The organism is Mycobacterium sp. NPDC004974 (assembly GCF_053600815.1).
The window spans coordinates 223,694-249,881 of sequence record NZ_JBSGAQ010000004.1 but is presented as its reverse complement, the minus strand read 5'-3'; the positions used below and the strand labels follow the sequence as shown (position 1 = coordinate 249,881).

Below are 26,188 nucleotides of genomic sequence, written 5' to 3'. Positions count from 1 at the left end.
GAAGTTGGTTAGGTTAGTGCCGTGGCTACCCGCATCGTGATCATCGGCGGCGGACCCGCCGGATATGAGGCGGCCCTCGTCGCCGCTGCCCGCGGCCCGGAGGTCGCTCACGTCACCATCGTCGACTGCGACGGCATCGGCGGCGCGTGCGTGCTGTGGGATTGCGTGCCCTCCAAGACGTTCATCGCCTCCACGGGGGTGCGTACCGAACTGCGGCGTGCCCCCAACCTGGGATATTCGCTGGATTTCGAGCAGTCCAAGATCTCGCTGCCGCAGATCAACGAGCGGGTCAAGAACCTCGCGACGGCGCAGTCCGACGACATCGCCGAGCGGCTGCGCAACGAGGGCATCGAGTTGATCGCGGGGCGTGGCGAACTGATCGACGACGTCCCGGGCATGGCCCACCACCGGGTCAAGGTGACCGGCCCGGACGGCGCGGCGAGCCAGCTCACCGCCGACGTGGTGCTGATCGCCACCGGCGCCAGCCCACGCGTCCTGCCCAGTGCGGCACCCGACGGGGAACGCATCCTCAACTGGCGCCAGCTCTATGACCTCGAAACGCTGCCCGAACACCTCGTGGTGGTGGGATCGGGTGTCACCGGCGCCGAGTTCGTCAACGCTTACACCGAACTCGGTGTGACCGTGACGGTGGTGGCCAGCCGCGACCAGATCCTGCCGCACGAGGATTCCGACGCCGCCGCGGTGCTGGAGGAGGTGTTCTCCGAACGCGGTGTCACGCTGATCAAGAACGCCCGCGCGGAGTCGGTCACCCGCACCGACACGGGCGTCCGCGTCACCATGGCCGACGGCCGTTCCGTCGACGGCAGCCACGCCCTGATGACGGTCGGATCGGTTCCCAACACGAGCCGTCTGGGTCTGGAGCGCGTCGGCATCGAACTCGGACCGGGCAACTATCTCAACGTCGACCGGGTGTCGCGGACCTCGGTGCCGGGCATCTACGCGGCAGGGGACTGCACCGGATTACTTCCGCTGGCCTCGGTGGCGGCCATGCAGGGACGCATCGCGATGTATCACGCGCTGGGCGAGGCGGTGGCCCCGATCCGGCTGCGAACCGTGGCCGCTGCGGTATTCACCCGCCCCGAGATCGCCGCGGTCGGCGTACCGCAGGCGGCGATCGACGACGGGTCGGTGCCGGCGCGAACCCTGACGCTGCCGCTCAACACGAACGCCCGGGCCAAGATGTCCAGCCTGCGCCGCGGCTTCGTCAAGATCTTCTGCCGTCCGGCCACCGGTGTGGTGATCGGCGGTGTCGTGGTGGCGCCGATCGCCTCCGAACTGATCCTGCCGATCGCCCTGGCCGTGCAGAACGGCATCCCGGTCGACGAGCTGGCCCAGACCTTCTCTGTGTACCCGTCGTTGTCCGGCTCGATCACCGAGGCGGCGCGCCAGTTGATGAAACACGACGATCTGGACTAGAGGTCACACCGTGCGGCGCCTTCCGTTGGGGGTAGCCGGGAACGTAACCCGGAAGCGGCGGGTACTGCTGGCCGGGCCATCCCGGGGGTGGAGTCGACACGACGGGAAACCTACCCATCAATGTGAGCGAATCGGCACTGCACCACGCGGGATCCGGCAAGACACAGACCGGCGGCCTGCAGAATCGGGCGGATCCCACGTCGTCCACGTAGCCTGGGGATCGTGACTGACCCGATCTCAGCACCGGGCGACGGGCAAACCTTCCTCGGACCGGAGCAAAGGGCGCAAGCCTGGCAACGACTCGGCAGCGAACAATTCGACGTGGTGGTGATCGGCGGCGGTGTCGTGGGCGCCGGCGCTGCGTTGGACGCGGCAACCCGAGGATTGAAAGTCGCGCTGGTCGAGGCGCGGGACTTCGCGTCCGGCACCTCCAGCCGCAGCTCCAAGATGTTCCACGGCGGTCTGCGCTACCTCGAGCAGTTGGAGTTCGGGCTGGTGCGAGAGGCCCTGTACGAGCGTGAACTGAGCCTGACCACGCTCGCACCGCATCTGGTCAAACCGCTGCCGTTCCTGTTCCCGTTGACCAACCGCTGGTGGGAGCGGCCCTATGTGGCGGCCGGTATCTTCCTCTACGACCAGCTCGGCGGTGCGAAATCCGTTCCCGCGCAAAAGCATCTGACCAAGTCTGGGGCGCTGCGTCTGGCCCCGGGGCTCAAGCGCAGCTCGCTCATCGGCGGGATCCGTTACTACGACACGGTCGTCGACGACGCCCGGCACACCATGACCGTGGCCCGCACCGCCGCCCACTACGGCGCGGTGGTGCGCTCGTCGAGTCAGGTGGTTTCGCTGTTGCGCGAGGGCGATCGGGTGGTCGGTGTGACACTGCGCGATTCCGAGGATGGGGCCACCACAGAGGTGCGCGGCCATGTCGTGGTCAACGCCACCGGGGTGTGGACCGACGAGATCCAGGCCCTGTCCAAAGAGCGCGGCCGGTTCCGGGTACGCGCCTCCAAAGGTGTGCACATCGTGGTGCCGCGGGACCGGGTCGTCAGCGAGGTGGCGATCATCCTGCGCACCGAGAAATCGGTGCTGTTCGTGATTCCGTGGGGCACGCACTGGATCATCGGCACCACCGACACCGACTGGAATCTGGACCTCGCGCATCCGGCCGCGACCAAGGCCGACATCGACTACATCCTGGGCCATGTCAACACCGTGTTGGCCACCCCGTTGACCCACGACGACATCGACGGCGTCTACGCCGGGCTGCGTCCGCTGCTGGCCGGTGAGAGCGAGGAAACCTCCAAGCTCTCGCGTGAGCACGCCGTCGCGGTGCCCTCGCCGGGCTTGGTGGCCATCGCGGGCGGGAAGTACACCACCTACCGGGTGATGGCGGCCGACGCGATCGACGCTGCCGCAGAGTTCGTTCCCGCCCGGGTGGCACCGTCGATCACCGAAAAGGTCCCGCTGATGGGCGCCGACGGGTATTTCGCGTTGATCAATCAGACCGAGTTCGTCGGGAAGCATTACGGGCTGCATCCCTACCGCGTCCGGCACCTGCTGGACCGCTACGGCTCGCTGATCGGCGAGGTGCTCAAGATGGCAGAGGGCCGGCCCGAACTGCTGGCCCCGATCACCGACGCGCCGGTGTACCTCAAGGTCGAGGCCTACTATGCCGCCGCGGCCGAAGGTGCTCTGCATCTGGAGGACATCCTGGCCCGGCGGATGCGGATCGCGATCGAATACCCGCACCGCGGAGTCAATTGCGCCCGCGAGGTCGCGGAAGTGGTTGCGCCCGTGCTGGGGTGGACCGCCGAGGACATCGACCGCGAGGTCGCCACGTACATCGCCCGGGTGGAGGCCGAGGTGCTTTCGCAGACCCAGCCCGACGATGAGTCCGCCGATGCCCTGCGTCAGGCCGCACCCGAGGCCCGCGCCGAGATCCTCGAGCCCGTGCCGCTCAATTGAGAAAACGCCCGCCGCCGCTGCCGGTGCGTGACGGACTCGGCCCGGCGCGGCTGCGGTTGCTGGGTGGCAACGTGCACGACGAGTTGCAGGAGCGGTTCGGTATCGGCGCGAAAGTGCTTGCCGGAGAAGTGTTTCTGCCCGACGGTGCGGCTGCGGATGCGACGACGACGCTGCCCGCGGGCGCGCACGTCTACTTCTACCGCGATCTGGTGGACGAGGTGGAGGTGCCGTTCGACATCCCGGTGCTGTACCGCGACGACGACATCGTCGTGGTCGACAAGCCTCACTTCCTGGCCACCATGCCCCGTGGTGGCCATGTCGCGCAGACCGCGCTGGTGCGGCTGCGTCGCGAATTGGACCTACCGGAGCTGAGCCCCGCGCACCGGCTGGACCGGTTGACTGCGGGTGTGCTGCTGTTCACCGCGCGGCGTGAGGTCCGCGGTCGCTATCAGCGGCTGTTCGCCGAAGGCGGGACGCGCAAGACGTATCTGGCCCGCGCCGAGGGCACCGCCACGGTGCCGTTGCCCACCACATTGCACAGCCGGATCATCAAGCACCGCGGGCAGTTACAGGCCTTCGAGGAGCCCGGGGAACCCAACGCCGAGACGTATGTCGAGGAGCTGGGAGAGGGGCTGTACCGGCTGTTGCCCCGAACCGGGCGGACGCATCAATTGCGGGTTCACATGGCCTCGATCGGGTTGCCGATCATCGGTGATTCCTTGTACCCCAACGTGATCGACGTCGCGCCCGATGATTTCGGCGACCCGCTGCAACTATTGGCCCACCGCCTGGAGTTCACCGACCCGATAACCGGTGAGGACCGCGAATTCGTCAGTGCCCGGATAGTGGGCCGAAGCCTTGCGTGACCGGACCGCGGTGATGTTCTACTGACGGGGTGAACCGTGAGACTTTTGACCATCTGTTCGACATGACCGACCGGACCGTGATCGTCACCGGCGGCACCCGTGGCATCGGATTGGCTCTCGCCGAGGGCTTTACGCTGGCCGGCGCCCGGGTGGTCGTCGCCAGCCGCAAGCCCGAGGCCTGCGAGCGGGCGGCCGAGCACCTGCGCTCACTAGGGGGAGAGGCGATCGGGGTTCCCACACACAGCGGGAACGTCGACGACCTCGGCGCATTGGTGGACCGCACGGTCGCCGAGTTCGGCGGGATCGACGTGGTGGTCAACAACGCCGCCAACGCGCTGGCCCAGCCGCTGGGTGAGATGACGCCGGAGGCCTGGGCGAAGTCCTACGAGGTGAACCTGCGCGGGCCGGTGTTCCTGGTGCAACACGCGCTGCCGCACCTGAAGGCCAGCCCGAAGGCGGCCGTGCTGAACATGGTGTCGGTCGGGGCGTTCAACTTCGCCCCCGCACTGTCCATCTATGCCTCCGGAAAGGCCGCGCTGATGTCGGTCACCCGGTCGATGGCGGCCGAGTTCGCACCGCTGGGCATCCGGGTGAACGCCCTGGCGCCGGGACCCGTCGACACCGACATGATGCGCAACAACCCGCAGGAGGCCATCGATCTCATGAAGGGTGGGACCTTGATGAAGCGGCTGGCCACGCCCGACGAGATGGTCGGCGCGGCCCTGCTCATGTGTTCGGACGCCGGCAGTTACATGACCGGGCAGGTGATCATTGTCGACGGTGGCGGGACACCTCGCTGACCTCGGCCAGGCTGCCGGTGCCGACGGACAGGATCTGGCTGCGGTTCTCGACGTGTAGCGCCGTTTCCAGACAGCCGGCGTCGAGGTTGGCCCACAGCACCTGTTTGGTCGATTCCAGCCCGAATTTCCCGTAGCCGCACATGGTTTCGGCGATTTCAAGGGCGGCGTCGAGCAAGTTCGCCGTGTTGTCGACGACGCGGGTGACCAGTCCGAGCCGCAGCGCCTCCGGCGCCTCGACGGCACGCGCGGTGAGGATCAGGTCGAACGCCGGGCCTGCACCGATGATCCGGGGCAGGGTGTAGCTCACGCCGATGTCGCAGCCGCCGATGCCCAGCTTGATGAACTGCGTGCAGAACTTCGCCGACGGGCCGGCGATGCGAATGTCGCTGGCCGCGGCCAGCGCGAAGCCGCCACCGTATGCCGCGCCGTTGATTGCGGCGATGACGGGTTGACGCAGCCGGTGCAGTTTGACCGTCAGGTTCGCGATGCGTTCCTGCCACCGCATGCCCGAGCGGGGGAATTCGGTGCCGCCGCCGGCCTCGGGCGGATTGGGATCGCTCAGATCCAGGCCCGAGCAGAAGCCACGTCCGGCGCCGGTGAGCACCACGACGCGGCACTCGTTGTTCGCCGCGATCGCGTCGAGGGTGGCGTGCAGGGCCTCGACCAGTTCGTAGGACAGCGCGTTGAGCTTTTCGGGGCGATTGAGCGTGATGACGGCGATTTCGGGCCGCGGGTAGGCGAGATCGAGTGGCTGTGCTGGGGGCATGAGCGGACCCTAGCCGGTGCTGTGCCACCCGTTGACGCCAACGGCGATCATCCGTAGTTGTTTGACAGCGGTGCGGTGGATGGCCTCGACGGCCGCCGCGTCCCCCGCATCTTCGAGGCTCTCGGCTATCGAGATCATCGCGTTGACGAACAGGTTGGACAGGATGTTGAGATCCTCACTGCTCCAGTCCTTGAGGCCAGGGAAGCGGGCCAGGTCGATCGCGAGCTCGGAGGTGATCAACCGGATCTCGGTTCGAATCGCGTAGCGCAGCACCGACACACCGCTGGAACGTTCGCGGGCGATGAACCGCCAGTACTCGCGCCGGTCGTTGAAACTGCCGATCAGGATCTCGGCCGAGGATTCGATGACGTGATGCGGGTCGAGCTTGCCGGCACGCGCACCGCGCAGCATGTCGCGCAGGGACCGGAACGACTCATCGATGAGTACCAGGCCGAGCGCATCCATCGAGTCGAAGTGCCGGTAGAACGCGGCGGGCACGATGCCGGCCTCCCGGGTGACCTCCCGGAGGGACAGCGCGCTGAAGCTGCGGTCTTCCAGCAGGGTCAACGCGGCCGTGATGATCGCGCGCCGGGTGGCCTCTTTGCGTTCTTCCCGGGACAGCGTGTCCCGCGACCGCGACGACGATTCGGTTCGGCGCGTTCGTGAGCTCGATGTTCGTGAATTGGGCGTACGTTTGTTCACTGATGTGAACCCTACCACTTGCTGGGTTTTTATCGTTGACAGAGTCATGTGTGCACGCGCACTGTGTACACATGTTCACTCAAACTTTGGCTGAAGGTGTTGGCCGGCGGCTGCTGGCCGGCCCGCGAATGAGTGCTCTCGCGAACCTGCTTACCGGCCCCCACGGGGTCGACCGCTACACCGAGCTGGTCGAGCCGACATGGACCCGCGGCGACGCCCGGGCCAAGGTGGTGGCGGTGCGGCGCCAGACGCCGCGCAGTGTCACGCTGACCCTGGAACCGAACGCGGCCTTCGCCGGATTTCGAGCCGGTCAGCACATCAACCTCTCCGTCGAGATCAACGGCCGGCGCCGTACCCGGTGCTACTCGCCGGCCAATGCCGAAGGGGCGGGCCACCTTGAGTTGACCATCGGCCGCCACGACGGCGGGCTGGTGTCGACCTACCTGTGTGACCACGCCTACCCGGGCATGGTGCTGGGCCTCGACTCGGTCGGCGGAGATTTCGTCCTGCCCGAGGCACTGCCGCAGCGCATCCTCTTCGTCTCCGGCGGCAGTGGCATCACCCCGGTGCTGTCCATGCTGCGCGCATTGCGTGCACAGGCGTTCACCGGGGAGGTCGCGTTCCTGCACTACGCACGCGGCGCCGACGAGGCCTGCTACCGCTCTGAGCTGGCGGCCATGCGTTCGGCCGGCGTCCGGGTGCTGCACGGTTACACCCGCGACGGGGCCGTCGGCGACCTCGACGGGTACTTCGGTCCCGCGCACCTCGCCGCGGCCTTCCCCGGCGCCCAACCGGACGCGGTATTCGCCTGTGGCCCGCAGGCATTGGTCGACGCGGTGCGGGAGGTGCGTCCCGACGCGCAGTCGGAGAGCTTCGTCCCACCCGTGTTCGCCGTGCCGACGGGATCCACCGGAGGCACCGTCCGGTTCGCCAACAGCAACATGGAGGTGACCGACGACGGTCAACCGCTGCTGGTGCAGGCCGAGGCCGCCGGCCTCACTCCGGAAAGCGGTTGCCGGATGGGCATCTGCCACACCTGCACCCGATTCAAGACCAGCGGCGTCGTCCGCAACCTGATCACCGGCGCGATCTCCAGCGCCGACTGCGAAGACATCGAAATCTGCGTCACCGCACCCGTCGGCGACGTCGTCATCGACCTCTGAGACCTATCGACCTCCGAAAGGCACAGACATGACCCACTACACCCTGACCCCCGAGCAGTTCGAAACCTTCGGCGCCGAACTCGACGCCATCCGTGAAAAGGCAATTGCCGATCTCGGTGAGCGCGACGCCACCTACATCCGCGACATCATCAAGATGCAGCGCAAGCTCGAGATCGGTGGCCGTGCGCTGCTGTTCCTACCGCCGGCCTGGCCGGTCGGCACGGTGATGCTCGGGCTGTCGAAGATCCTCGACAACATGGAGATCGGCCACAACGTCATGCACGGTCAGTACGACTGGATGGGCGATCCGGCGTTGCGCGGCCAGAACTTCGAATGGGATTCGGCCTGCCCGTCCAATCAGTGGCGGCACTCCCACAACTACATGCACCACACCTACACCAACATCGTCGACATGGACCGCGACATCGGCTACGGCGTCCTGCGGATGAGCGAGGACCAGAGATGGAGCCCGTACTACCTGGGCAACCCGCTGTACGCATTCCTGCTGATGGTGTTCTTCCAGTACGGCGTGGCTCTGCACGAACTGGAGACCGAGCGGATCCGCACCGGTGAGATCAAGCTGCGGGACAAGAAGGACATGCTGCGCGAGATGTGGGACAAGGTGCGCAAGCAGACCGTCAAGGACTATGTGGCCTTCCCGCTACTGGCGGGCCCGTTTGCGCCATTCGTGTTCGCGGGCAACATGACTGCCAATCTGATGCGCAACGTGTGGTCCTACACGATCATCTTCTGCGGGCACTTCCCGGAGGGCACTCACGAGTTCACCATCGAGGAGACCCAGGACGAGACGCGCGGCCAGTGGTACTTCCGCCAGCTGCTGGGTTCGGCAAACCTGACCGGCGGCAAGTGGTTCCACATCTTCAGCGGCAACCTGTCGTTCCAGATCGAACACCACCTGTTCCCGGATATCCCGGCGCACCGCTACGCCGAAATCTCCGGTGAGGTCAAGGAGATCTGCCAGCGCTACGGTCTGCCCTACAACACCGGCCCGATCCACACGCAGTTCGCCTCGGTGGTGCGCAAGATCGTGCGGCTGGCGTTCCCGTGGGGCAGCAAGCCCAAGGATCCCGAGCCGGCCGCTAAAGAGCCTGCACCGGAACCGGCTTCGCGGCCGATCTGTCAGCCGGAACTCGTCAACTGCTGACCGCCAGGCTGCACTGCAGCAGCACCGTGTCCAGCCATCGTCCGTGCTTATAGCCGACCGCGCGCAGTCGCCCGGCCTCGGTGAAACCGTGCTTGCGGTGCAGGGCAATGGATGCCGCTGCCTCGTCGGTGTCGACCACCACGGCGATGACCTCACGGATACCTGCCGCGGTGCAGCCGTCCAGAAGTCCTTGCAGCAGTAGCGTTCCGATCCCACGACCGGCGCACTGCGGCGTGAGATAGATCGAATTCTCCACGGTGTGCTGATAGGCCGGGCGCAGCTTCCACGGTGAGCAGTAGGCATAGCCCACGATCTCGTCGTCGAGTATCGCGGTGAGGAACGGCAATTCACTCATCCGGGCCGTCGCCACCCGACGTTCCCACTCCTCGCGGTGCGGTGGGATCAGTTCGAACGTGGCCACCCCGGTCTCGACATGGTGGGCGTAGATGACGCTGATCGCGTCAAGGTCATCCGGTGACGTAGGGCGGACGACGGCGTTGATCATGTTTTCAGCCTAAGGGGCGTTGACCCGGTCGGTTGTCTGACTTTCTCCTAAGCTGTCGCTCAGTTGAGGAAGGGATTCCGATGGCCTACGTCAAGGCAGCCGAGCGTCACGAACAGATCGTCGCGGCGGCGATCCGCGTGCTCAGTGAAGTCGGCGTACCGGGTACGACGCTGCGTGCCGTCGCGGCCGAGGCGGGCATCCCGTTGGGCACGTTGCATTACGTGTTCCCGTCCAAGGATCAGATGCTGCGCGCCGTCATCGCCGCGGTCATCGACGATGTCGTCGCCACCGTGCATGAGAGCCTGCAGCTCGACCAGGGTCTGGCGCACGCGATGCGTCACGGCGTCATGACGTTCTGGGACGCCTTGGTTGAAGGCGATGTCGGTGTGCAGGTCATGCAGTACGAGCTGGCGATGTACTCCGTGCGCAGCGAGGGATCGGGGGGATTGGCCCAGCTGCAGTACGACCGCTACACCGCACTGGTGACCGAGTTCTGTGAGCAGGCGGCGAACGCCGCCGGCGAGCGGTGCGCCGTCGATTTCGCCACCCTGGGCCGGTTGGCACTCGGGATGCTCGACGGGCTGATCATCCAGTACATCGCGTGCCGAGACGGCCGTCGCGCGCGCAGCGACCTCGAGCGCGCGATCCAGATGCTCGTGACGCTCGCAGACCCCCAGCCAGTGGCGGGTATGCGCAGCTAGCCGTCGACGGCTGTTGCCCCTGGCCGCCCCGTGCTATAAAAGTCGGACGGTTGACCGACTTAGAATCTGGAGGTCTCATGACGGCGCAGGGCAGCGCGAGGGACGCCACGGTGGTCGTGGTCGGCGCAGGTGTGGCGGGGCTGACCGCGGCCCGCGAGCTTCATCGCCGCGGCATCGACGTGGTCGTGCTGGAAGCCGCCGACCGGCTCGGCGGACGAACGATGAGCGAGACCACCGCGCTGGGATCGACGGTTGACCTCGGTGGTCAGTGGATCGGCCACGATCACCGTCGTCTCATGGCGTTGGCCGACGAGCTCGGACTCACCCGGTATCGGATGCACACGGGTCCGATGCCGGGCCTGATCGACCGCTCGCGCCGGTTGTCGGCGGTTGCGCCACCGGTTCTCGCCGCCATGGTGGTTATTGCCGGCCTCGAAGTGCTGTCCCGTACCGGGGTGCCACAACGCTGGAACGACACGACGGTCGAGTCGTGGCTGCGCCGGGCGCCGGGCCGTACCGCACGCCGGCTGCTGGAAGTGATTGCCGCGGTGTCCTGGACGGCAGACCTGGACCGACACTCGGTCTACGCGATGATGCGGATGATCCGCCAGCAGGGCGGTGTGCGCACCATGTTGTCGACCAAGGGGGGCGCGCAAGACTCCTTGCTCGTCGAAGGGATGAAGGGACTCGCCAACGGTTTGGCTGTCGACCTGGGCTCCCGGATCCGCTTGGGGCATAAGGTCGTATCGATCCGTCGCGACAACTCCGGCGTGACCGTCGGAACGACCGCGGGCGACTTCCGGGCCGCCAAAGCCATCGTCACCGTTCCGGCGCCCATGGCTGGATCCATCGCCCATCAACCACCGCTGCCGCCGGAGCGGGCCCGGGTCGCGGACTGCACCTATATGGGATCGGTCTACAAGGCCATCGCGGTGTACGACCGGCCGTTCTGGAGGCGGCGCAAGGGCGGCGAGCTGATCGTCCTCGACGGACCGGGCAGCGGTGTCTTCGACACCAGCCCGCCGGATGGGCCGGGCCACCTGTGTGTGCTCATCGGTGGACCTGCGGCGCGTCAGCTCGATGACCTCTCCATCGAGGAGCGGCGCAGGGCTGTGCTGGACCCGCTGATCGGCCACATCGGGCCGGAAGTGCTTGAGCCGGTCAGCTGGCATGAGAAGTCATGGCATACCGATGAATACGTCGGCGGTGGCTACATGGTCCTACCGATTGCGGGCACCCTGGAGGGGCTTCTCCCGTTGCCCTCCACGCCCGTCGGCGGCATCCACTGGGCAGGTACCGAAACCGCTGGCGATCACCCGGGTTACATCGAAGGCGCGATCGAATCCGGCCTCCGCGTGGCGCAGGAGGTCGCCCAGGCGCTGAGTGTGGCAGCGGGCTAGAGGCCGAATGCCCCAGCGAAACGCCGTTCAGAATGGTGGGGGTGGTCCATATTCTTCGGCGAGCCAGGCTTGGTATTGGCGTTCGATTTCGAGGTCGGTGTTGAGTTCGGCGCGTAGCCGTCGTTCGGCGTTGATCCGGTCTCGGCGGTCCTGCTCGCGGGTTTGGCGGCGGGTCGGCATCATCGCGCCCCGGTTCGGGTGGTGGGCCGGCGGTTCGGGAAGGTTCAGCTCCCCGGTCGGCTGAGCCAGCGTCGGGAACATCCCCGCGCCGTGGGGCTCGGTGACATAGGTGCGCCCCGTCGGTGCGGTGAATTCGACGGTGCCATCCGGTAATTGACGATCCGACCAGCCCGCGCAGAAGGTCTTGACCAGGTGGTGGGCGCGGCAGTAGAGCTTGTTGTTGGACGGGTGGGTGGGGCCCAGCGGGTAGGGCATCGTGTGGTCGATGTCGCAGCGCTCGACGGGGGCATCGCAGCCGGGGAAGCGACACGTCAGGTCTCGCCAGCGGATGAACTCCGAGAGCGCCACCGAAGGGCGATACCCGGGCTCACCGGCATCGGAGTCGGCGGCCTCTACCGGTTCGCTGGGCTTGGCGGGTTCGGCAGGCACGTGCAGCGGCTTGATCTTCGCGGTGGCGGCCAGGTCGCGCACCGACGCGGCGGGCAGGATGCCATGCCCGGGTAGGTATCCCGGATCATCCGAAGTGCCATCGACGGTGGCCCGATCGGCCAGCACATGAACCACCGCCGCATCGGCCGCCGCCCGCTTCTGCGCCGCGGGGCACTCGTCACGACCACACCGGCAGGGCAGTTGGGATTCCAACCGGGCCAACGGCCCCACCGCATCCGCGCGACGCTGCTCACGGGTCCGTGGATCGTGCTCACACACCGTGTCGGCCAGGGCGTCCAGACGTTGATCCAACGCTGCCCCGTCGGCGGCATCCAGATTGGCCCACACCGTCGCCTTGCCGGGGCTGCCCGGTTCGATCTGCACGAACCGCTCTTCGGCCACATCCGGCGGCACCCGCACCCCATTCGGGTCGAGTTTGGCGATCCACTGATCCACCCGGTCCCGCAACTGCCGCTGCGAGAACCGCATCCACCGATGCGCCCGCGCCGCCAACTCGGCATCCAACCCGCCCCACACTGCAGGATCGACGATGCCGGTGCGGGCAATGATCGTGCACACCACCCGATAGTCGATGTCCCCAACCGCGAACCGTGCCGCCACCAACGGCAGCTTGTCCCGCAACACCCGGGCATGGTGAACCTGGGTACCGGCCCGACCCCGACTGATCCGCAACGCCGCCGACACCTCCGCGGCGACCTCCTCGAACGGATCGGTCCGCCACAAAATGCTTTCGACCAACTCCCGTTCCCGCAGGCTGTCCAACGCCCCGATCGCCGCCAACCGGCCCGCGATCGCCACCGACTCCGCCCGCGCCGCACCACTGATCTGGTCGATCAGCTCCACATCGGAATCGGTCTCGAACATACGTTCGATTATGCCATGCGTGACCGACATTGACTCTGTTTTCGGGTACGAGTTCGGGTCCGGGTGAGGCTCGAACCGGGCCGTTCCTCGTCAACGCGCAGTGCGTCAATGACCCTGCCCCACGAGAGAATTCAGGATTGGCAGGTTGGGCACCAGTACGTCACCCGCTCGGTGCCGGCGTCGGTCTCGATCAAGGTCCCGCATCGGCGGCAGGGCTCACCGGCGCGGCCGTAGACCCACAATTGGCGGCCGGGCCGCGTGTCCCCGGTCGTTGTGCGATTCCATCGGGACCGGTTGAGCCACAGCATGTCCCGGGCGCGTTGCACGACGCGCAACGGGTCGGTCAGCGTGCTGATGGGTGAGGTCGGCAGCCGGCCGAAGACGAAACACAGTTCGTTGCAGTAGACGTTGCCGACGCCGGCCATCACCCGCTGATCGAGCAGGGCCTGCGCCAACGGACGGTCGGGGTCGGCGGTCAGATTGGCAGCCGCGGTCCGTGGCTCCCAGTCAGGGCCGAGCAGGTCCGGACCGAGGTGGGCTACCGCTGCCATATCGGTGTCGCGGTCGAGCACTTCGAGAACGCCGAGGTCGATGCCGGTGGCGCGACTGTCGGCGGTCTCCAGCACGATCCGAATCCGGTGGGCCGCACCTTTGGACCACCCGATGCGCCAACTGCCCTCCATCTTCAGATGGGAGTGGATGCTGGCCGGACCAACTCGGATGAACAAGTGCTTACCGCGGCTGAGCACCTCGTCGACCACGTGCCCGGTGAGATCGACGGTGGCGTAGCGTGGAACGCGAATGTCGCATCGCGTCAGGGATTTTCCCGCCAGAGCGGTGCGCAGTGCCGTGGCGGTGTGGAAGACGGTATCTCCCTCTGGCATGTTTTCATTGAACCAGTTGTCATGGAAGTTGACGGTCGCTCGATGGCATAATCGGCCGATGATCAATTCTCGACCCGGCGGGAGGGGCGTTCCCGCCCTCCAGTGAGCGGCGCGGAGGCGCCGCACCCGGCGCCTCGCATTCGAACCCGTAAAGAGATCCACCGGCAGCGGCGCTCTGGCCGTCACCAGTGCTGGAACCACATCATCGTCGCGCCACTCTGGCCCAAGCACGGCGTGAATCTGGGCACGTTGCTCCGCACGTGCGACGCCGTGGGTGCATGTCTGGCCGTACCACGCCTGCCGTGGGCTTCCGAGGCTCTACGCAAGGGAAACACTCTGCGGCACAGGTCATGCGTCCACTGGATCTACGGCGACGTCGTCGGCTGGCTGGAGAAGCAACGGGAGCGGTCGCACATCATCGGTGTCGAACTCGCCGACGAGGCGATCCGGCTGGCGGATCTGCCCGCGGCGCGCACGCGCACGGTGTTGGTTCTCGGCAACGAGGGCAGCGGTATGCCTGCCGAAGCAATGGAACTGCTCGACCTGGCGGTCGAGATTCCAATGGTGGGCACCGGTCACAGTCTCAACGTCGCTGTTGCGGGATCGCTCGTGCTGTACAAGGTCGCCGGCCTCCTGTGAGGCCGTTCACCGCAGCCGCTGACCACGCGGCGTGCGGGCGAACCCCGACGCCGCCTCAGCGTCAACAACCTCGTACGGGCCGGTCATGCCACCACGTACCAGTCGTCGCCGATGACTGACCGCAGAAGCGCAATGTGTACATGAATCTGGAACAGGTGGGTGGCCTCCACAATTGCGGCGCCACCGATCAGCAGACCCGGCGCGAATCCGTACAGCTCATCGAACCGCAGGGCGCCGAGATGCTGGTAGACCCGTTCGAACATAGGCGCTTCGTTGCGGTCGTAGAACACGAACCGCTCCATCCCAGATGCGGTGAAGAAAGCGTGCAGCGAGCGCTCGAATCCACCCGGCGTCAGATCTCTGGCCGGCGGTTTGAGGAACAGAACTCCACGTACCGGATCAACAATGAGCGATATGCCGTACCCGGGCGTCCAGAACCACACCTTCCCGAAAGCGCTTCGGATGAAAGGAATGTACTGCGCGTACGTGCCCAGCCGCGGGTGCTGAACCTTATCGAGGAGGACCTGTTCGGTGGTGACCCTCCATTCGGCCGGATCCACCAACCAGGCCGTCCCGTTGCCGAATCCGGAGAACCCGAACTCCTGCCAGTAGGAGATCAGGCAGTCCGGGACTAGCCCGGTGTAGGCGCGCACGTGCTCGTCAGTGCACGGGGGACCAGGGATCGAGAACGGAAGCTCTTCGAGGAAACACTCGAAGAATTCGTCGGGCATGCCGTCACCTCCCGTCGAGCGCGTCTAGGCCTGCAGCCGGTCTCGGTTAGCCAGCGATGGGGCCCGCGAGCGATGCCATGCGCCACGCGGCCCCCAGGATGGCCCCCTGGGCGAGAATGCCGATCAGCGGCCACCAGAACCCAATTCGGTTGCGGGCCAGCTGAATGACGCCGACACAGAAAAACAGCCCAGCCGGCACCATCGTCGCGAGCGCCGTCCACATCGCGTAGTTGATCCACTTCTCATCGCCGCATTCCACGTAGGCGCAGTTGTCGATGCTCATCGGGAAAACCATGAAGCTCATCAGCGCGACGAAACCCAACCCGGCCTGGACTACGAACAGCAACACACAGACAGTGATGTCGGCGATCCGGACACCGCGGGGGAGTCGACGCACCTCGTAGTGCGCAACGTCGTTACCGAGCGTTGGCTGCACCTGTTCGGCCGGCTCGTTCATACCGCTCAGTATCCCGGTGCCGATCAGACCTCAGCGGTCACGGCGCGCCGCCGATCGACCAGTCATTCTTACTGTGACTTGCGAGAACTCATCCGATCATCGCAGCCGCAGGCCGCGCGGGGTGCGGGAAAATCCGGCCCCGGTCAGCGCGTCCTGCACGGCGGCACGGTCCGCGTCGACGCCGGGATCGAGCACCGCGACCCCGTTGATCCGCTCCACCAATAACGACGGCATGCGCCCGGTGCTCACGAGTTCCGCCAGAGCCCCCGCCGCGGCCCGCTGCGTATCGGCGTCCGAGGTGAAGCTGAGCAGGGTCCGGCCACCGCGCTCCAGGAACCACACCAATTGCCCGTCGACCAGCGCGACCAGGGCTCCGGCTTTGCGGCCGGGCCGGTGCGTGTCGTCGCCGCCGCGTTCCGGCCAGGCCAGTGCCGCTCCGTAGGGATTGGCCGGATCCGTCGCCGCGAGAACGACGGCGTGGAACTCGGGTCGCTGTGGATCGACCCCGTCGAGATAGGACCGCAGCCGGTCGACTGTCGAGGCTGCCGCGAACTGTGCCCCGCCCAACGACTCCACGAAGTAGCCCCGCTGGCAGCGGCCGGCGTCCTCGAACGCGCTCAACACCTTGTACAGGGTGGCGAACCCGCCGGGCACCCCCTCGGCCGCTGCCGCCCCTTTGGTCAGCACTCCGTGCCGGTTGAGCAGCAGCTCGGCCTGGAAGTGCGCCCGTACCGTCGAATCCGGTTCTGCGCCAGGCAATGCCGACCACCGGCCGGACACCATCGGATCGGCCGCCCGGGTGTGCGGGCGCGCCACGCTGTAGCGGCTGAGCCGGGGCGGGCGCTGGCGCTGGCGGTGCGCCGGCGTCCCGGACCGCCGAGGACCCGTCAGCATGGCGCGCACCGGCGCGAACGTGTCCCCGGTGACCCATCCGGCCCAGATCAGTTCCCACAGAGCGGTTTTCAGCTCAGATTCGCCGGCAGTATCGGTGAGTTGCCGGAAGAAGTACGCCCCGCCGCGCCCGAGCGTCTCCATGATCGCCCGGTGGGTATCGGTGAACTCGATCTCGGCGGGCACCGGCAGCGTCAACGGCGCGGTCTCGGCAAGATGGAATGTCACCCAGCCGTCGCTGCCGCCGATCTGCCCGGCGCCCGACCACATCACCTCACCGGAAGCGAGCAGCTCGTCGAGCATGGCCGGTTGATAATCGCGGACCCGTTGACCGAAGACGAGCGACTCCACCGCCGATGCGGGAACGGGAACGCCGGCCAGCTGTTCGATCACCGCGGCCAGCCCGTCGATCCCCGCGCTGTGGCTCGATCCGACGTGTTGCCAGGCCGGCAGGAAGCGACCGTAGGCCGCGGTGCTGACCGGTTCGACCTGAGCGCGCAGCGCGGCCAGGGAACGGCGGCGCAGGATCCTCAGTACTTCGGCGTCGCACCACTGATCGCCGGGGAGATCGTCGACGAATTCACCGCGCACCAGCCGGCCGTCGACAGCCATGCGACCCAACACATCTGCGGTCACCCGCAGGCCCAACCCGAACCGGGCGGCCACCTCGGTGGTGGTGAACGGCCCGTGGGTGCGGGCATAGCGGCCGATCAGATCCCCGAGCGGGTCGTCGACGGATTCGGTGAATGCCGCGGGCACCCCGACCGGCACCGGCGCGCCGACCCCGTCGCGCAACAGGCCGATGTCTTCGACCGCCGCCCACCAGGTCTGGCCGCCATAGGTCACCGGCAGCGCACGCTTGGCGGCGTGCAGCCCGTCGAGCCAGCCGCCGATCGTGTCGGTGGTGGCGCGCGCGGCGATCTCGACCTCGGTGAGCGGACCGAGCATCCTCAGCAGATCTGCCACCGCCTCGGCGTCGCGCGCCGCGCGCTCCTCGGTCAGGTGTTGCAGTTGCGCGGACGTCGACGCGACCACCGCCGGGTCCAGCAGTTCGCGCAATTCGACGCGCCCCAGCAATTCGGACAGCAGCACGGTGTCCAGTGCCAGCGCCGCGGCCCGCCGCTCGGCCAGTGGGCTGTCGCCCTCGTACATGAACGCGCCCACATAGCCGAACAGCAGCGATGCGGCGAACGGTGACGGGGTGGCGGTTTCGACCTCGACCACCCGCACCCGACGCTGCGCCACCCGCCGCATCAGCTCGGTCAGGGCGGGCACGTCGTAGACGTCCTGCAGGCACTCCCGCACTGTTTCCAGCACGATCGGGAAGTCCGGGTACTTGCGGGCGATGTCGAGCAGTTGTGCGGCGCGCTGCCGTTGATGCCATAGCGGGGAACGTTTGCCCGGGTGCCGGCGTGGCAGCAGCAGGGCACGGGCGGCGCACTCACGGAACCGGGACGCGAACAATGCCGAGCCGCCCACCTCCGCGGTGACGATGGGCTCGACCTCGTCGGCATCGAACACGAACAGGTCTGCGCCCGGAGGGTTTTCGCCGCTGTCGGGCAGTCGCACGATGATGCCGTCGTCGGAGGCGGTCGGCTTCTCGTCGATGCCGTAGCGTTCCCGCAGCCGTCGGCCCACCGCGAGGGCGAGTGGTCCGTGGACCCGCAGCCCGTACGGGGAATGGAGGATCACCCGCCAGTCACCGAGCTCGTCCCGGAAGCGCTCCACCACGAAGGTGCTGTCGCTGGGGACCACACCGGTGGCCTCCCGCTGATCGTGCAGCAGCTGATACAGGTTGTCGGTGGCGAATCCGGCGAAACCCATTGCCTGGCAGCGCTCATCGAACTCAGCGCGGCCCAGTGCGGCGAGCTCGCCGGTGAACGCCCCGACGGCCGCGCCCAGCTCGGCGGGTCGGCCCACGCTGTCGCCGCGCCAGAACGGCAACCGGGCGGGCTGGCCCGGCGCCGGGATGACCAGCACCCGATCGTGGGTGATCTCCGTGATCCGCCAACTGGTGGCGCCAAGGGAGATGACATCACCCGGGCGTGACTCGTAAACCATCTCCTCGTCGAGTTCGCCTACCCGGGACGGTTTTTCGGAATCGGTGGCCAGGTAGACGGTGAACAGTCCGCGGTCGGGGATGGCCCCGCCGGAGGTGACGGCCAGGCGCTGCGCGCCCGGGCGGGCGGTGAGCGTTCCGTGGTCGCGGTCGTACACGAGCCGCGGCCGCAGCTCGGCGAACTCGGTGGACGGATACTTCCCGGACAGCAGGTCGAGGGTGGCCTCGAAGGCGCTGCGCGGCAACGTGGCGAACGGTGCGCTGCGCCGGACCGCGTCGAACCAGGCGTCGGCATCCACCGGCTCCAGGGCGGCGACGGCCACCGTGTGCTGGGCCAGCACGTCGAGCGGATTGGCCGGGACATGCATCGTCTCGATGTCACCGGAGCGCATGCGCTGCACCGTCACCGCACAGCCGATCAGATCGGTCCGGTGCTTGGGGAACAGCACGCCCTGGGAGATCTCGCCGACCTGATGCCCGGCACGTCCGATGCGTTGCAGCCCACTGGCCACCGACGGCGGTGACTCGACCTGGATCACCAGATCGACGGCACCCATGTCGATGCCCAACTCCAGGCTGGAGGTGGCGACCACGGCGCGCAGCCGACCGCTTTTGAGATCGTCCTCGACCTGGGCCCGCTGCTCCTTGCTGACCGAACCGTGGTGCGCCCGGGCCAGCAGTGGCGGCGCGCCGTTCGCCTGGCCGCTGGCCATGAGCTGAGCCGGGGCGCCGCCGCCGACCTGCGGGTTACGGTCCAGCGAGAGCTCGATTCCGGCACGTTCGGCATGAATCTCGTTGAGCCGTGAGGTCAGCCGCTCGGCCAGCCGGCGGGAATTGGCGAACACGATCGAGGACTTGTGCGCCTCGATCAGGTCCACGATGCGCTCCTCTACATCGGGCCAGATGCTGTTGTTGTCGAGGTTGGCCATGTCCGGAACCGGAACCTGGACCGAGAGGTCGAAGGTCTTCGCGGCAGGCGGGGCCACGATGGTGGTGGGCGCCTGCCCGGACAGGAACCGGGCCACCTCCTCGGGCGGCCGCACCGTCGCCGACAATCCGATCCGCTGGGCCGGCTTGTCGAGAAGCTGATCCAGCCGTTCCAGTGAGAGTGCCAGGTGCGCACCGCGTTTGGTGGCGGCTACGGCGTGAACCTCGTCGACGATCACGGTCCGCACCGATGCCAGCGTCTCGCGGGCCGCCGAGGTCAGCATCAGGAACAGTGACTCCGGGGTGGTGATCAGGATGTCTGGCGGCTTGCTCAGCATCGCGCGGCGTTGACTGGGCGTGGTGTCCCCGGAACGGACCCCGACGCTGATCGACGGGGCGGGCACTCCGTGGCGCTCGGCGACCCGCGTGATCCCGGTCAGCGGGGTGCGCAGGTTCCGCTCGACGTCGACGGCCAGCGCCTTGAGCGGTGACACGTACAGCACCGTCGTGCCCGACCGCGGGTCGGCGTGGGTCCGGGCCAACTCGTCGATGGCCCACAGGAACGCGGCGAGGGTCTTGCCCGAGCCGGTGGGGGCGATGACCAGGGTGTTGTGGCCCTCGGCGATGGCGGACCACGCCTGTGCCTGAGCGGCCGTCGGCGCCGGGAAGGCAGCCGTGAACCACTCCCGGGTCAGTGCACTGAACCGGGCCAGCGGATCGACCGGCGTGGTGGCCACCTAGCCATACTGCCGCGCGGTACCGACAAGTGGGCGTCAGCGGTGTTCAGGGGCGGCAGCGCAGAGCAGTTCGGCGGGCAGTCCGGGCACTCGGCCGATCGCATCGAGCAGGGCGTGCGCACAACTGTCGGCGACGAAGCCCGCGTCGATCGACGGATCCTTGAGCCGTTGCCGGCACATCTCGAAGGTCAGTGCCAGCCAGCCGTACACGGTGGCCCGCAGGTCGCGCTCGACCTTGGCGTCCAGCGGTTCGGACACCGCGTCGCCGATCCGGCCCATGATCCGGTCGGCCTGCCGGTCGTTGTCGACGTCGTCGACGCCGCGCAGCACGGGGTCGGTGCGGCCCAGGCCCATGTACGCCGCCCACGCACCGTGCGGATGCTCCTCGTCATAGCGCAGGTAGGCAAGCACGCCGGCGCGCAGCTGGCCGAACAGGCTCTGGCCAGGCTCGGGAGGGGTACTGGTGGCCTCGAACAGGCGCTCGCCCTCGGCCTGCACCACGGCGGCGAAGAAGGCCCGCTTGTCGGGGAAGTAGTGGTACATCAGGGCCCGGGACACCCCGGCGCGTTCGGCGATCTCGTCGATGCGGACCTCGTCGTACGGTCGTTGGCCGAACACTTCGGCTCCCAGCGCCAGCAGCTCGTTGCGTCTGTCGGCGGGGGACAGCCGGCGTCTCGACTCGGCACCCACGTCTGCAGCTTAACTTGCAGGGCCGCTCATCCCCGGCGAAGCGACTTCCTCGCGCCTCCTTACTTGACACATGTACAACAAGGGCGGAATCCTGGTGGCATGACCGTCTCGGGTGTGCGGACCTCACCTTCTGCGGGGGCGAAGTATCCGAGACTGCCCCACCCGCCGCGACGGGTGCCGCTGCTCGGCGACGTGCTCGGACTGCAGCCCGACTCGTCGATGCAGAACGCGATGGGGATGGCCGAGCTGGGGCCGATCTGCGAATTCCGGTTCCTGGGTGCCCGCTACGTGGTCGTCACCGGTGCCGACGCGGTCGCCGACCTCAACGACGAGGCCCGGTTCTGCAAGCATGTGGGACCCGACATCGAGGCACTGCGGATCGTCGGCGGCGACGGGCTGTTCACCGCGTACAACGACGAACCGAACTGGTACAAGGCCCATCAGCTCCTGATGCCGGCATTCAGCCAGGTCGCGATGCGCCGCTACCACGGCGTGATGTTCGACGTTGCCGGGCAGCTGACCGACCGCTGGGATCAGCGGGCCGCCGAGGGCGACACCGTCGATGTCTCGGCCGACACCACCAGGGTGACGTTGGAGACGATCGGGCGGTGTGCGGCCGGATATTCGTTCGGATGCTTCCAGGACGACGCGATGCACCCGTTCGTCGCGCACATGGTGTCCGCGCTTCTGGCGGCTGACCGCCTCGGGGTGCTCCGCGAAACCTTCCTCCCCGCCTTCGCCTACCGGCGCTACGAGCGCCGGGTCCGCAGCGATGCGAAGTACCTGCATGAGTTGGCCGACGACATCGTCGCCGGCCGGCGCGCGCAGCAGTCGGGCAGCCACGACGACCTGCTGCAGATCATGCTGGGGTCCGACCTCGACGCTGCGAACATCCGCTATCAGCTGATCAATTTTCTGATCGCCGGGCACGAGACCACATCTGGCGCATTGTCATTCGCGCTGTATTTCCTGTCGCAACATCCGGAGGTGTTCGCCCGCGCCCGCACCGAGGTGGACGAGGTGTGGGGCGATGAAGCGCGACCGGAGTTCGAGAAGATCGCCAAACTACGGTATGTCCGGCGGGTTCTCGACGAATCGCTGCGATTACAGCCGACGGTGCCGGCGTACTACCGCGCCGCTCGCCACGACACCGTGCTCGCCGGAATCCACCCGATGCGCGAGGGGGATTGGGCGCTGGCGCTGACCTCGACCCTGCACCGCGACCCCCGCTGGGGCCCCGACCCGGACGCATTCGATCCGGACCGGTTCACACCGGAACAGATGCGGGCCCGGCCTGCCGGCCTGTACAAGCCGTTCGGCACCGGTGAAAGATCATGCATCGGAAGGCAATTCGCACTGCACGAGGCGGTTCTGATGCTGGCGGTGCTGATCCGGCGCTATGACCTGGCGGCTGATCCGGACTACACGCTGCAGGTACAGGAGCGCCTGACCATGATGCCGTCCAATTTCCGGCTGGGTCTGCGACGGCGCTAGCCTGGGCGTACGAGGCGTGAAACGCCCCGAATCGGGGTACCGTCATCGTGGATAGACCCGCACGTCGGCAGGTCCGCGCATGGAATGGTTCAACGCAGACGAATATTGGTTGGCCAGACAGGTGTTGCAGCGGGGGACCGCCGCGATCTACCTGATCGCGTTCATTGTGGCGGCCCGGCAGTTCCGCGGGCTCCTCGGTGCGCGGGGGCTGCTCCCGATACCCCGTTTTCTGGCCGCCAATTCGTTCCGGCGCGCCCCGAGCCTGTTCCAGTTCCACTATTCGGACCGCTTCTTCGCCGCGGTGTGCGCAACCGGCGCGGTGCTTTCGGCGGCACTGGTGGCCGGCGCCGGAGATCTGGTGCCGCTGTGGGCCGCGATGCTCGCCTGGCTACTGCTGTGGGTGCTGTACCTGTCGATCGTCAACGTCGGGCAGACGTGGTACTCGTTCGGGTGGGAATCCCTTCTGCTCGAAGCCGGCTTCCTGGTGATGTTCCTGGGCAACGACGACGTCGGGCCCCCTCTTCTGGTGATATGGCTGGCCCGCTGGCTGTTGTTCCGCGTCGAGTTCGGTGCGGGACTGATCAAGCTGCGCGGCGACCCGTGCTGGCGGAACCTGACCTGCCTGTACTACCACCACGAGACACAGCCCATGCCCGGCCCGCTGAGCTGGTTCTTCCACCACCTGCCCAAGCCGCTGCATCGAATCGAGGTGGCCGGCAACCACTTCGCCCAACTCGTCGTGCCGTTCGCCTTGTTCGCCCCGCAGCCCGTGGCCAGTGGGGCGGCGATCGTCGTGGTCATCACCCAACTGTGGCTGGTGGCATCGGGCAACTTCGCCTGGCTCAACTGGGTCACCATCGTCTTGGCGTTCAGCGCGCTCTCGGATTCCACTGCCGCGGTGGTATTCCCGGTCTCCGAACACCAATTCGGACCGACCCCAACATGGTTCGTCGTCGTGGTGGTCGGGTTCGCGGTCGCGGTGGCAGCTCTCAGCTACTGGCCCGCACGCAACCTCGTCTCCAAACGGCAACGGATGAACGCCTCCTACAACCACTATCACCTGGTGAACTCCTACGGGGCGTTCGGCACCGTCGGCCGCACCCGCGATGAGGTGGTGTTGGAAGGCACCTCGGACCCGCGTTTGACGGATCACACCGTCTGGAAGGAGTACGAATTCAAGGGCAAGCCAGGCGATGTCCATCGGTGGCCGCGCCAGTTCGCGCCCTACCATCTGCGGCTGGACTGGCTGATGTGGTTCGCTGCCATCTCGCCGGCATATGCCCACGGCTGGCTGCGCATGCTGCTGACCCGGCTCCTGGAGAATGACCGAGACACGCTGAAGCTGCTGCGGTGCAACCCATTCCCCGATGAACCGCCGCGCTATGTCCGGGCCAGGCTGTACCGGTACGAGTTCAGTACCTGGACCGAACTGCGCCGCGACCACGTCTGGTGGCACCGCATCTCGCTGGGCGTGTACGTCCCGCCGCAAACCTTGCCTTCTGCCGGGCGCTCATCGGCCGGCGCGCAGTGACCGCTGGTAACGGCGCATCCCCGCGATCCACCGGTCGTAGTCGGAGCCCTTGTGGCGGTACATGTCGAGCACCTGCGGGTGGGGGAGCACCAGAAAGGTGTCCGACCGCACCGCCGCCACGGTGGCCGCCGCGACATCATGGGCACTGATCACGTCGCCGGACTGCACGATCGACGCCGCGCCGGCCGCGGAATCCGGATCCGCCGAAGCGCGCACCGCGTCGAGCAGCGGGGTGGCGACCCCCAACGGGCATACACAGCTGACCCCGATGCCGTCATCGCCGTACGTGATGGCCAGCCATTCGGCGAATCCGACCGCGGCGTGCTTGGTGACGGCGTATCCGGCCGCGCCGATCTGGGACAGCAGACCGGCGGCCGAGGCGACCGACACGAAGTACCCGCCGCCGCGCGACCGCCATTGCGGGACAAGCACTTGCGCGGCTCGGACGTGGGAGCGCAGGTTGACGTCCAGGATCGAATCCCAATCCTCGTCGGTGCCGAGACCCGGCGCGCCGATGATTCCGGCGTTGGCGACGTAGATGTCGACGGGGCCGAACTCGGTGGCGGTCAGCGCCTCGATGTCGGCTGTGACACCGGCGTCGGCCCGGACTCCCAGCGCCTGCCCGCCCCCGGAACGGATCTGCGCGGCGGTCTGTTCGGCCGACTCCTGATTGAGGTCGGCGGCCACCACGCGGGCGCCTTCCGCGGCGAACGATTCGGCCAGTGCGCGGCCGATGCCTGATCCGGCGCCGGTGATGACCGCGACCGAGTTCTCAATCTGCATGCCTCCTGCTTACAGCCGATCCTCCTTGAGAGCCAGAGCCGAGGTGCCCCTGGTGTAGCTGACTTCCCGGATCCCCAGGACATCGTGCAGGCGGCCGGCCGGGAGGGTCACCGGTTTCGGTGCCGGCCCGTCGCCGGGATGCGGCAGCGGATAGGCCGTGGTGGTGCCGCTGTAGAACGTCACATTGCCCTCGGTTTTCGAGAACAGCTGGTGGACATGCCCGTTGAGGCAGGTGACCGAGGAGAACCGGCGCAGGTGGCTCAGGGCCTGGGCGGAGTCGTCGGTACCCCAGCCCCAATCCGGGTACATCGCGAACAACGGCATGTGGCTGAACACCACGATCGGGGTGTCCGAGGACAACGGGGCAACGTCCTTCTCGATGAAGTCGAGCTGATCGGCACCGAGGTGTCCGAGCTTCTTCAGATTCAACGTGTTGACCAGTCCGATGACATGCACCCCGGCGATGTCGAAGCTGTACCAACCGTCGCCGCGGGTGCCTGCGCCGAACACCGACCGGTACTTCTGGCCCGCATCGTCGACGGAGTCGTGTTCACCCGGCACGGTGAAGACGTGCGGTGTGTTGAGTCCCTGCATCATCTGCTTGACCTGGTCGAACTGGGCGGGAGTGGACAGGTGGGTGAGATCGCCGGTGTGGATCACGAAATCCGGTGTGTAATCCAGCGAGTTGATCTGCGCGATGGCCCGGCCGAATGACCCGGCCACATCGGTGTTGGCCGCGCCGGTGAATCCGATATGGCTGTCTGAGATCTGAGCGAAACGCACCGTCGGCCCCGCGACGCCGGCGGTGTGCGAGGTGGCCGCGTGAGAGACGACCTCGCCACCGACCACGACGAGACCGACCGCGGCACCGAACCAGGCGCCGTGCCGGATGAGCTGGCGCCGCGTCATGGTGTGGGGATCGGTCATGGTGTCACCACCACGGTGCCGTGCATGACGGGATGGATCGAGCAGATGTAGTCATAGCTGCCCGGATTGGTGAAGGTGAAGCTGAAGGTGGCGTTGGCGCCCATGCCGGGGGAGCGGAAGGAACCGTCCCCGGCGGCGACGGTGTGCGGTTCCTCATCGTGGTTGGTCCACGTCACCGTGTCGCCGCGGTGGACCGTCAGGGTGGCGGGGGCGAATGCGAAGTTGTCGATGCTCACCGCGGTGCCGGCGACCGGGGCGGGAGCTGTGCTCATCGGTGCTGCCGGGCTCATCGGCGCCATTTCGTGCATCGGGGCCATGCCGACCGATGTGCCACCGCCGAAGTCCACGGTCGGCGGTGCTGTGGGCGGCGTGCTCGAGCACGCGGACGCCGTCGCCACCAGGGCGGCGATAACGGCAGATGTCGGGAATCGTCGGACCATCGGGACCTCCGTTGTCTCTCAAAGCGGTGCA

General features: G+C 67.2%; 23 protein-coding genes. 11 read left to right on the top strand and 12 right to left on the bottom strand.

The genetic code is table 11. The features are described 5' to 3' along the window. Positions 1-21 precede the first annotated feature (21 nt). The 4 genes from ACWEFV_RS12050 (at position 22) to ACWEFV_RS12035 (ending at position 5,071) form a co-directional block, all read left to right on the top strand. The gene (locus ACWEFV_RS12050; protein WP_450070336.1) at positions 22-1,437 is read left to right on the top strand and encodes an NAD(P)H-quinone dehydrogenase; all 1,416 of its coding nucleotides are present in this window, start codon (positions 22-24) and stop codon (positions 1,435-1,437) included. Positions 1,438-1,659: 222 nt separating this feature from the next. Further along, positions 1,660-3,405 (top strand): glycerol-3-phosphate dehydrogenase/oxidase, encoded by a 1,746-nt coding sequence (locus ACWEFV_RS12045; RefSeq protein ID WP_450070335.1) that lies wholly within the window; start codon positions 1,660-1,662, stop codon positions 3,403-3,405. Continuing rightward, positions 3,402-4,271 (top strand): pseudouridine synthase, encoded by an 870-nt coding sequence (locus ACWEFV_RS12040; RefSeq protein WP_450070334.1) that lies wholly within the window; start codon positions 3,402-3,404, stop codon positions 4,269-4,271. The genes ACWEFV_RS12045 and ACWEFV_RS12040 overlap by 4 nt, the downstream gene beginning before the upstream one ends. Positions 4,272-4,300: 29 nt before the next feature. After that, on the top strand, positions 4,301-5,071 hold the full coding sequence (locus ACWEFV_RS12035; protein WP_450070333.1) for an SDR family NAD(P)-dependent oxidoreductase: 771 nt from the start codon (positions 4,301-4,303) through the stop codon (positions 5,069-5,071). Here ACWEFV_RS12035 and ACWEFV_RS12030 read toward each other — a convergent pair. After that, a complete protein-coding gene (locus ACWEFV_RS12030) occupies positions 5,040-5,837 on the bottom strand; it encodes an enoyl-CoA hydratase/isomerase family protein (RefSeq protein WP_450070332.1) in 798 nt (265 codons plus the stop codon). The two genes, ACWEFV_RS12035 and ACWEFV_RS12030, sit on opposite strands and share 32 nt — an antisense overlap. A 9-nt stretch (positions 5,838-5,846) precedes the next feature. After that, the gene (locus ACWEFV_RS12025; RefSeq protein WP_450070331.1) at positions 5,847-6,539 is read right to left on the bottom strand and encodes a TetR family transcriptional regulator; all 693 of its coding nucleotides are present in this window, start codon (positions 6,537-6,539) and stop codon (positions 5,847-5,849) included. A 71-nt stretch (positions 6,540-6,610) separates the two neighbouring features. On the opposite strand from ACWEFV_RS12025, the gene ACWEFV_RS12020 reads away from it, so the two are divergent. Then, complete coding sequence (locus ACWEFV_RS12020; RefSeq protein WP_450070330.1) at positions 6,611-7,702, top strand: ferredoxin reductase; 1,092 nt, start codon at positions 6,611-6,613, stop codon at positions 7,700-7,702. Positions 7,703-7,730: 28 nt separating this feature from the next. Then, on the top strand, positions 7,731-8,867 hold the full coding sequence (locus tag ACWEFV_RS12015; protein WP_450070329.1) for a fatty acid desaturase family protein: 1,137 nt from the start codon (positions 7,731-7,733) through the stop codon (positions 8,865-8,867). Here the strand turns inward: ACWEFV_RS12015 and ACWEFV_RS12010 are convergent. Then, the gene (locus ACWEFV_RS12010; RefSeq protein WP_450070328.1) at positions 8,857-9,372 is read right to left on the bottom strand and encodes an N-acetyltransferase family protein; all 516 of its coding nucleotides are present in this window, start codon (positions 9,370-9,372) and stop codon (positions 8,857-8,859) included. The two genes, ACWEFV_RS12015 and ACWEFV_RS12010, sit on opposite strands and share 11 nt — an antisense overlap. A gap of 80 nt (positions 9,373-9,452) precedes the next feature. On the opposite strand from ACWEFV_RS12010, the gene ACWEFV_RS12005 reads away from it, so the two are divergent. Together ACWEFV_RS12005 and ACWEFV_RS12000 are read left to right on the top strand one after the other, a co-directional pair. Then, complete coding sequence (locus tag ACWEFV_RS12005; RefSeq protein ID WP_450070327.1) at positions 9,453-10,073, top strand: TetR/AcrR family transcriptional regulator; 621 nt, start codon at positions 9,453-9,455, stop codon at positions 10,071-10,073. A gap of 50 nt (positions 10,074-10,123) precedes the next feature. Next, on the top strand, positions 10,124-11,473 hold the full coding sequence (locus ACWEFV_RS12000) for a flavin monoamine oxidase family protein (RefSeq protein ID WP_450070326.1): 1,350 nt from the start codon (positions 10,124-10,126) through the stop codon (positions 11,471-11,473). Between the two features lie 27 nt (positions 11,474-11,500). On the opposite strand, the gene ACWEFV_RS11995 is transcribed toward ACWEFV_RS12000, so the two are convergent. Further along, positions 11,501-12,967 (bottom strand): HNH endonuclease signature motif containing protein, encoded by a 1,467-nt coding sequence (locus ACWEFV_RS11995; protein ID WP_450070325.1) that lies wholly within the window; start codon positions 12,965-12,967, stop codon positions 11,501-11,503. A 131-nt stretch (positions 12,968-13,098) separates the two neighbouring features. Then, a complete protein-coding gene (gene nei2 / locus ACWEFV_RS11990) occupies positions 13,099-13,851 on the bottom strand; it encodes an endonuclease VIII Nei2 (protein ID WP_450070324.1) in 753 nt (250 codons plus the stop codon). Between the two features lie 234 nt (positions 13,852-14,085). Here nei2 and ACWEFV_RS11985 point away from each other — a divergent pair, with 234 nt between their 5' ends. After that, positions 14,086-14,490 (top strand): TrmH family RNA methyltransferase, encoded by a 405-nt coding sequence (locus tag ACWEFV_RS11985; RefSeq protein WP_286174704.1) that lies wholly within the window; start codon positions 14,086-14,088, stop codon positions 14,488-14,490. 83 nt (positions 14,491-14,573) lie between these two features. Here the strand turns inward: ACWEFV_RS11985 and ACWEFV_RS11980 are convergent, their stop codons facing one another. From ACWEFV_RS11980 to ACWEFV_RS11965, 4 genes are all read right to left on the bottom strand, one after another. Then, a complete protein-coding gene (locus ACWEFV_RS11980) occupies positions 14,574-15,221 on the bottom strand; it encodes a GAD-like domain-containing protein (protein ID WP_450070323.1) in 648 nt (215 codons plus the stop codon). A 46-nt stretch (positions 15,222-15,267) separates the two neighbouring features. After that, complete coding sequence (locus ACWEFV_RS11975) at positions 15,268-15,678, bottom strand: hypothetical protein (RefSeq protein WP_450070322.1); 411 nt, start codon at positions 15,676-15,678, stop codon at positions 15,268-15,270. A 96-nt stretch (positions 15,679-15,774) separates the two neighbouring features. Then, entirely contained in the window at positions 15,775-20,292 is a 4,518-nt protein-coding gene (locus ACWEFV_RS11970) for an ATP-dependent helicase (protein WP_450070321.1), read from the bottom strand. A 36-nt stretch (positions 20,293-20,328) separates the two neighbouring features. Beyond that, complete coding sequence (locus ACWEFV_RS11965; RefSeq protein WP_135453161.1) at positions 20,329-20,982, bottom strand: TetR/AcrR family transcriptional regulator; 654 nt, start codon at positions 20,980-20,982, stop codon at positions 20,329-20,331. Between the two features lie 99 nt (positions 20,983-21,081). Between ACWEFV_RS11965 and ACWEFV_RS11960 the strand changes: the two genes are divergently transcribed. Next, positions 21,082-22,476, top strand: coding sequence for a cytochrome P450 (locus ACWEFV_RS11960; protein WP_450070320.1), 1,395 nt, complete (start codon positions 21,082-21,084; stop codon positions 22,474-22,476). Positions 22,477-22,555: 79 nt separating this feature from the next. Then, the gene (locus tag ACWEFV_RS11955; protein WP_450070319.1) at positions 22,556-24,007 is read left to right on the top strand and encodes a lipase maturation factor family protein; all 1,452 of its coding nucleotides are present in this window, start codon (positions 22,556-22,558) and stop codon (positions 24,005-24,007) included. On the opposite strand, the gene ACWEFV_RS11950 is transcribed toward ACWEFV_RS11955, so the two are convergent. The 3 genes from ACWEFV_RS11950 to ACWEFV_RS11940 are packed head-to-tail and all read right to left on the bottom strand — an operon-like array spanning position 23,987 to position 26,157. Further along, entirely contained in the window at positions 23,987-24,790 is an 804-nt protein-coding gene (locus tag ACWEFV_RS11950; protein ID WP_450070318.1) for an SDR family NAD(P)-dependent oxidoreductase, read from the bottom strand. The two genes, ACWEFV_RS11955 and ACWEFV_RS11950, sit on opposite strands and share 21 nt — an antisense overlap. A gap of 9 nt (positions 24,791-24,799) precedes the next feature. Further along, positions 24,800-25,717, bottom strand: coding sequence for a metallophosphoesterase family protein (locus ACWEFV_RS11945; RefSeq protein ID WP_450070317.1), 918 nt, complete (start codon positions 25,715-25,717; stop codon positions 24,800-24,802). Continuing rightward, a complete protein-coding gene (locus tag ACWEFV_RS11940; RefSeq protein ID WP_135453166.1) occupies positions 25,714-26,157 on the bottom strand; it encodes a cupredoxin domain-containing protein in 444 nt (147 codons plus the stop codon). The genes ACWEFV_RS11945 and ACWEFV_RS11940 overlap by 4 nt, the downstream gene beginning before the upstream one ends. Between the last annotated feature and the right edge of the window lie 31 nt (positions 26,158-26,188).

Bases quoted from the DNA above. Each gene is read 5' to 3' on its own strand.
- ACWEFV_RS12030 (WP_450070332.1), bottom strand. From the start codon at position 5,837: ATGCCCCCAGCACAGCCACTCGATCTCGCCTACCCGCGGCCCGAAATC.
- ACWEFV_RS12020 (WP_450070330.1), top strand. From the start codon at position 6,611: ATGTTCACTCAAACTTTGGCTGAAGGTGTTGGCCGGCGGCTGCTGGCC.
- ACWEFV_RS12015 (WP_450070329.1), top strand. From the start codon at position 7,731: ATGACCCACTACACCCTGACCCCCGAGCAGTTCGAAACCTTCGGCGCC.
- ACWEFV_RS12010 (WP_450070328.1), bottom strand. From the start codon at position 9,372: ATGATCAACGCCGTCGTCCGCCCTACGTCACCGGATGACCTTGACGCG.
- ACWEFV_RS12005 (WP_450070327.1), top strand. From the start codon at position 9,453: ATGGCCTACGTCAAGGCAGCCGAGCGTCACGAACAGATCGTCGCGGCG.
- ACWEFV_RS11995 (WP_450070325.1), bottom strand. From the start codon at position 12,967: ATGTTCGAGACCGATTCCGATGTGGAGCTGATCGACCAGATCAGTGGT.
- nei2 (WP_450070324.1), bottom strand. From the start codon at position 13,851: ATGCCAGAGGGAGATACCGTCTTCCACACCGCCACGGCACTGCGCACC.
- ACWEFV_RS11980 (WP_450070323.1), bottom strand. From the start codon at position 15,221: ATGCCCGACGAATTCTTCGAGTGTTTCCTCGAAGAGCTTCCGTTCTCG.
- ACWEFV_RS11975 (WP_450070322.1), bottom strand. From the start codon at position 15,678: ATGAACGAGCCGGCCGAACAGGTGCAGCCAACGCTCGGTAACGACGTT.
- ACWEFV_RS11960 (WP_450070320.1), top strand. From the start codon at position 21,082: ATGACCGTCTCGGGTGTGCGGACCTCACCTTCTGCGGGGGCGAAGTAT.
- ACWEFV_RS11955 (WP_450070319.1), top strand. From the start codon at position 22,556: ATGGAATGGTTCAACGCAGACGAATATTGGTTGGCCAGACAGGTGTTG.
- ACWEFV_RS11950 (WP_450070318.1), bottom strand. From the start codon at position 24,790: ATGCAGATTGAGAACTCGGTCGCGGTCATCACCGGCGCCGGATCAGGC.
- ACWEFV_RS11945 (WP_450070317.1), bottom strand. From the start codon at position 25,717: ATGACCGATCCCCACACCATGACGCGGCGCCAGCTCATCCGGCACGGC.
- ACWEFV_RS11940 (WP_135453166.1), bottom strand. From the start codon at position 26,157: ATGGTCCGACGATTCCCGACATCTGCCGTTATCGCCGCCCTGGTGGCG.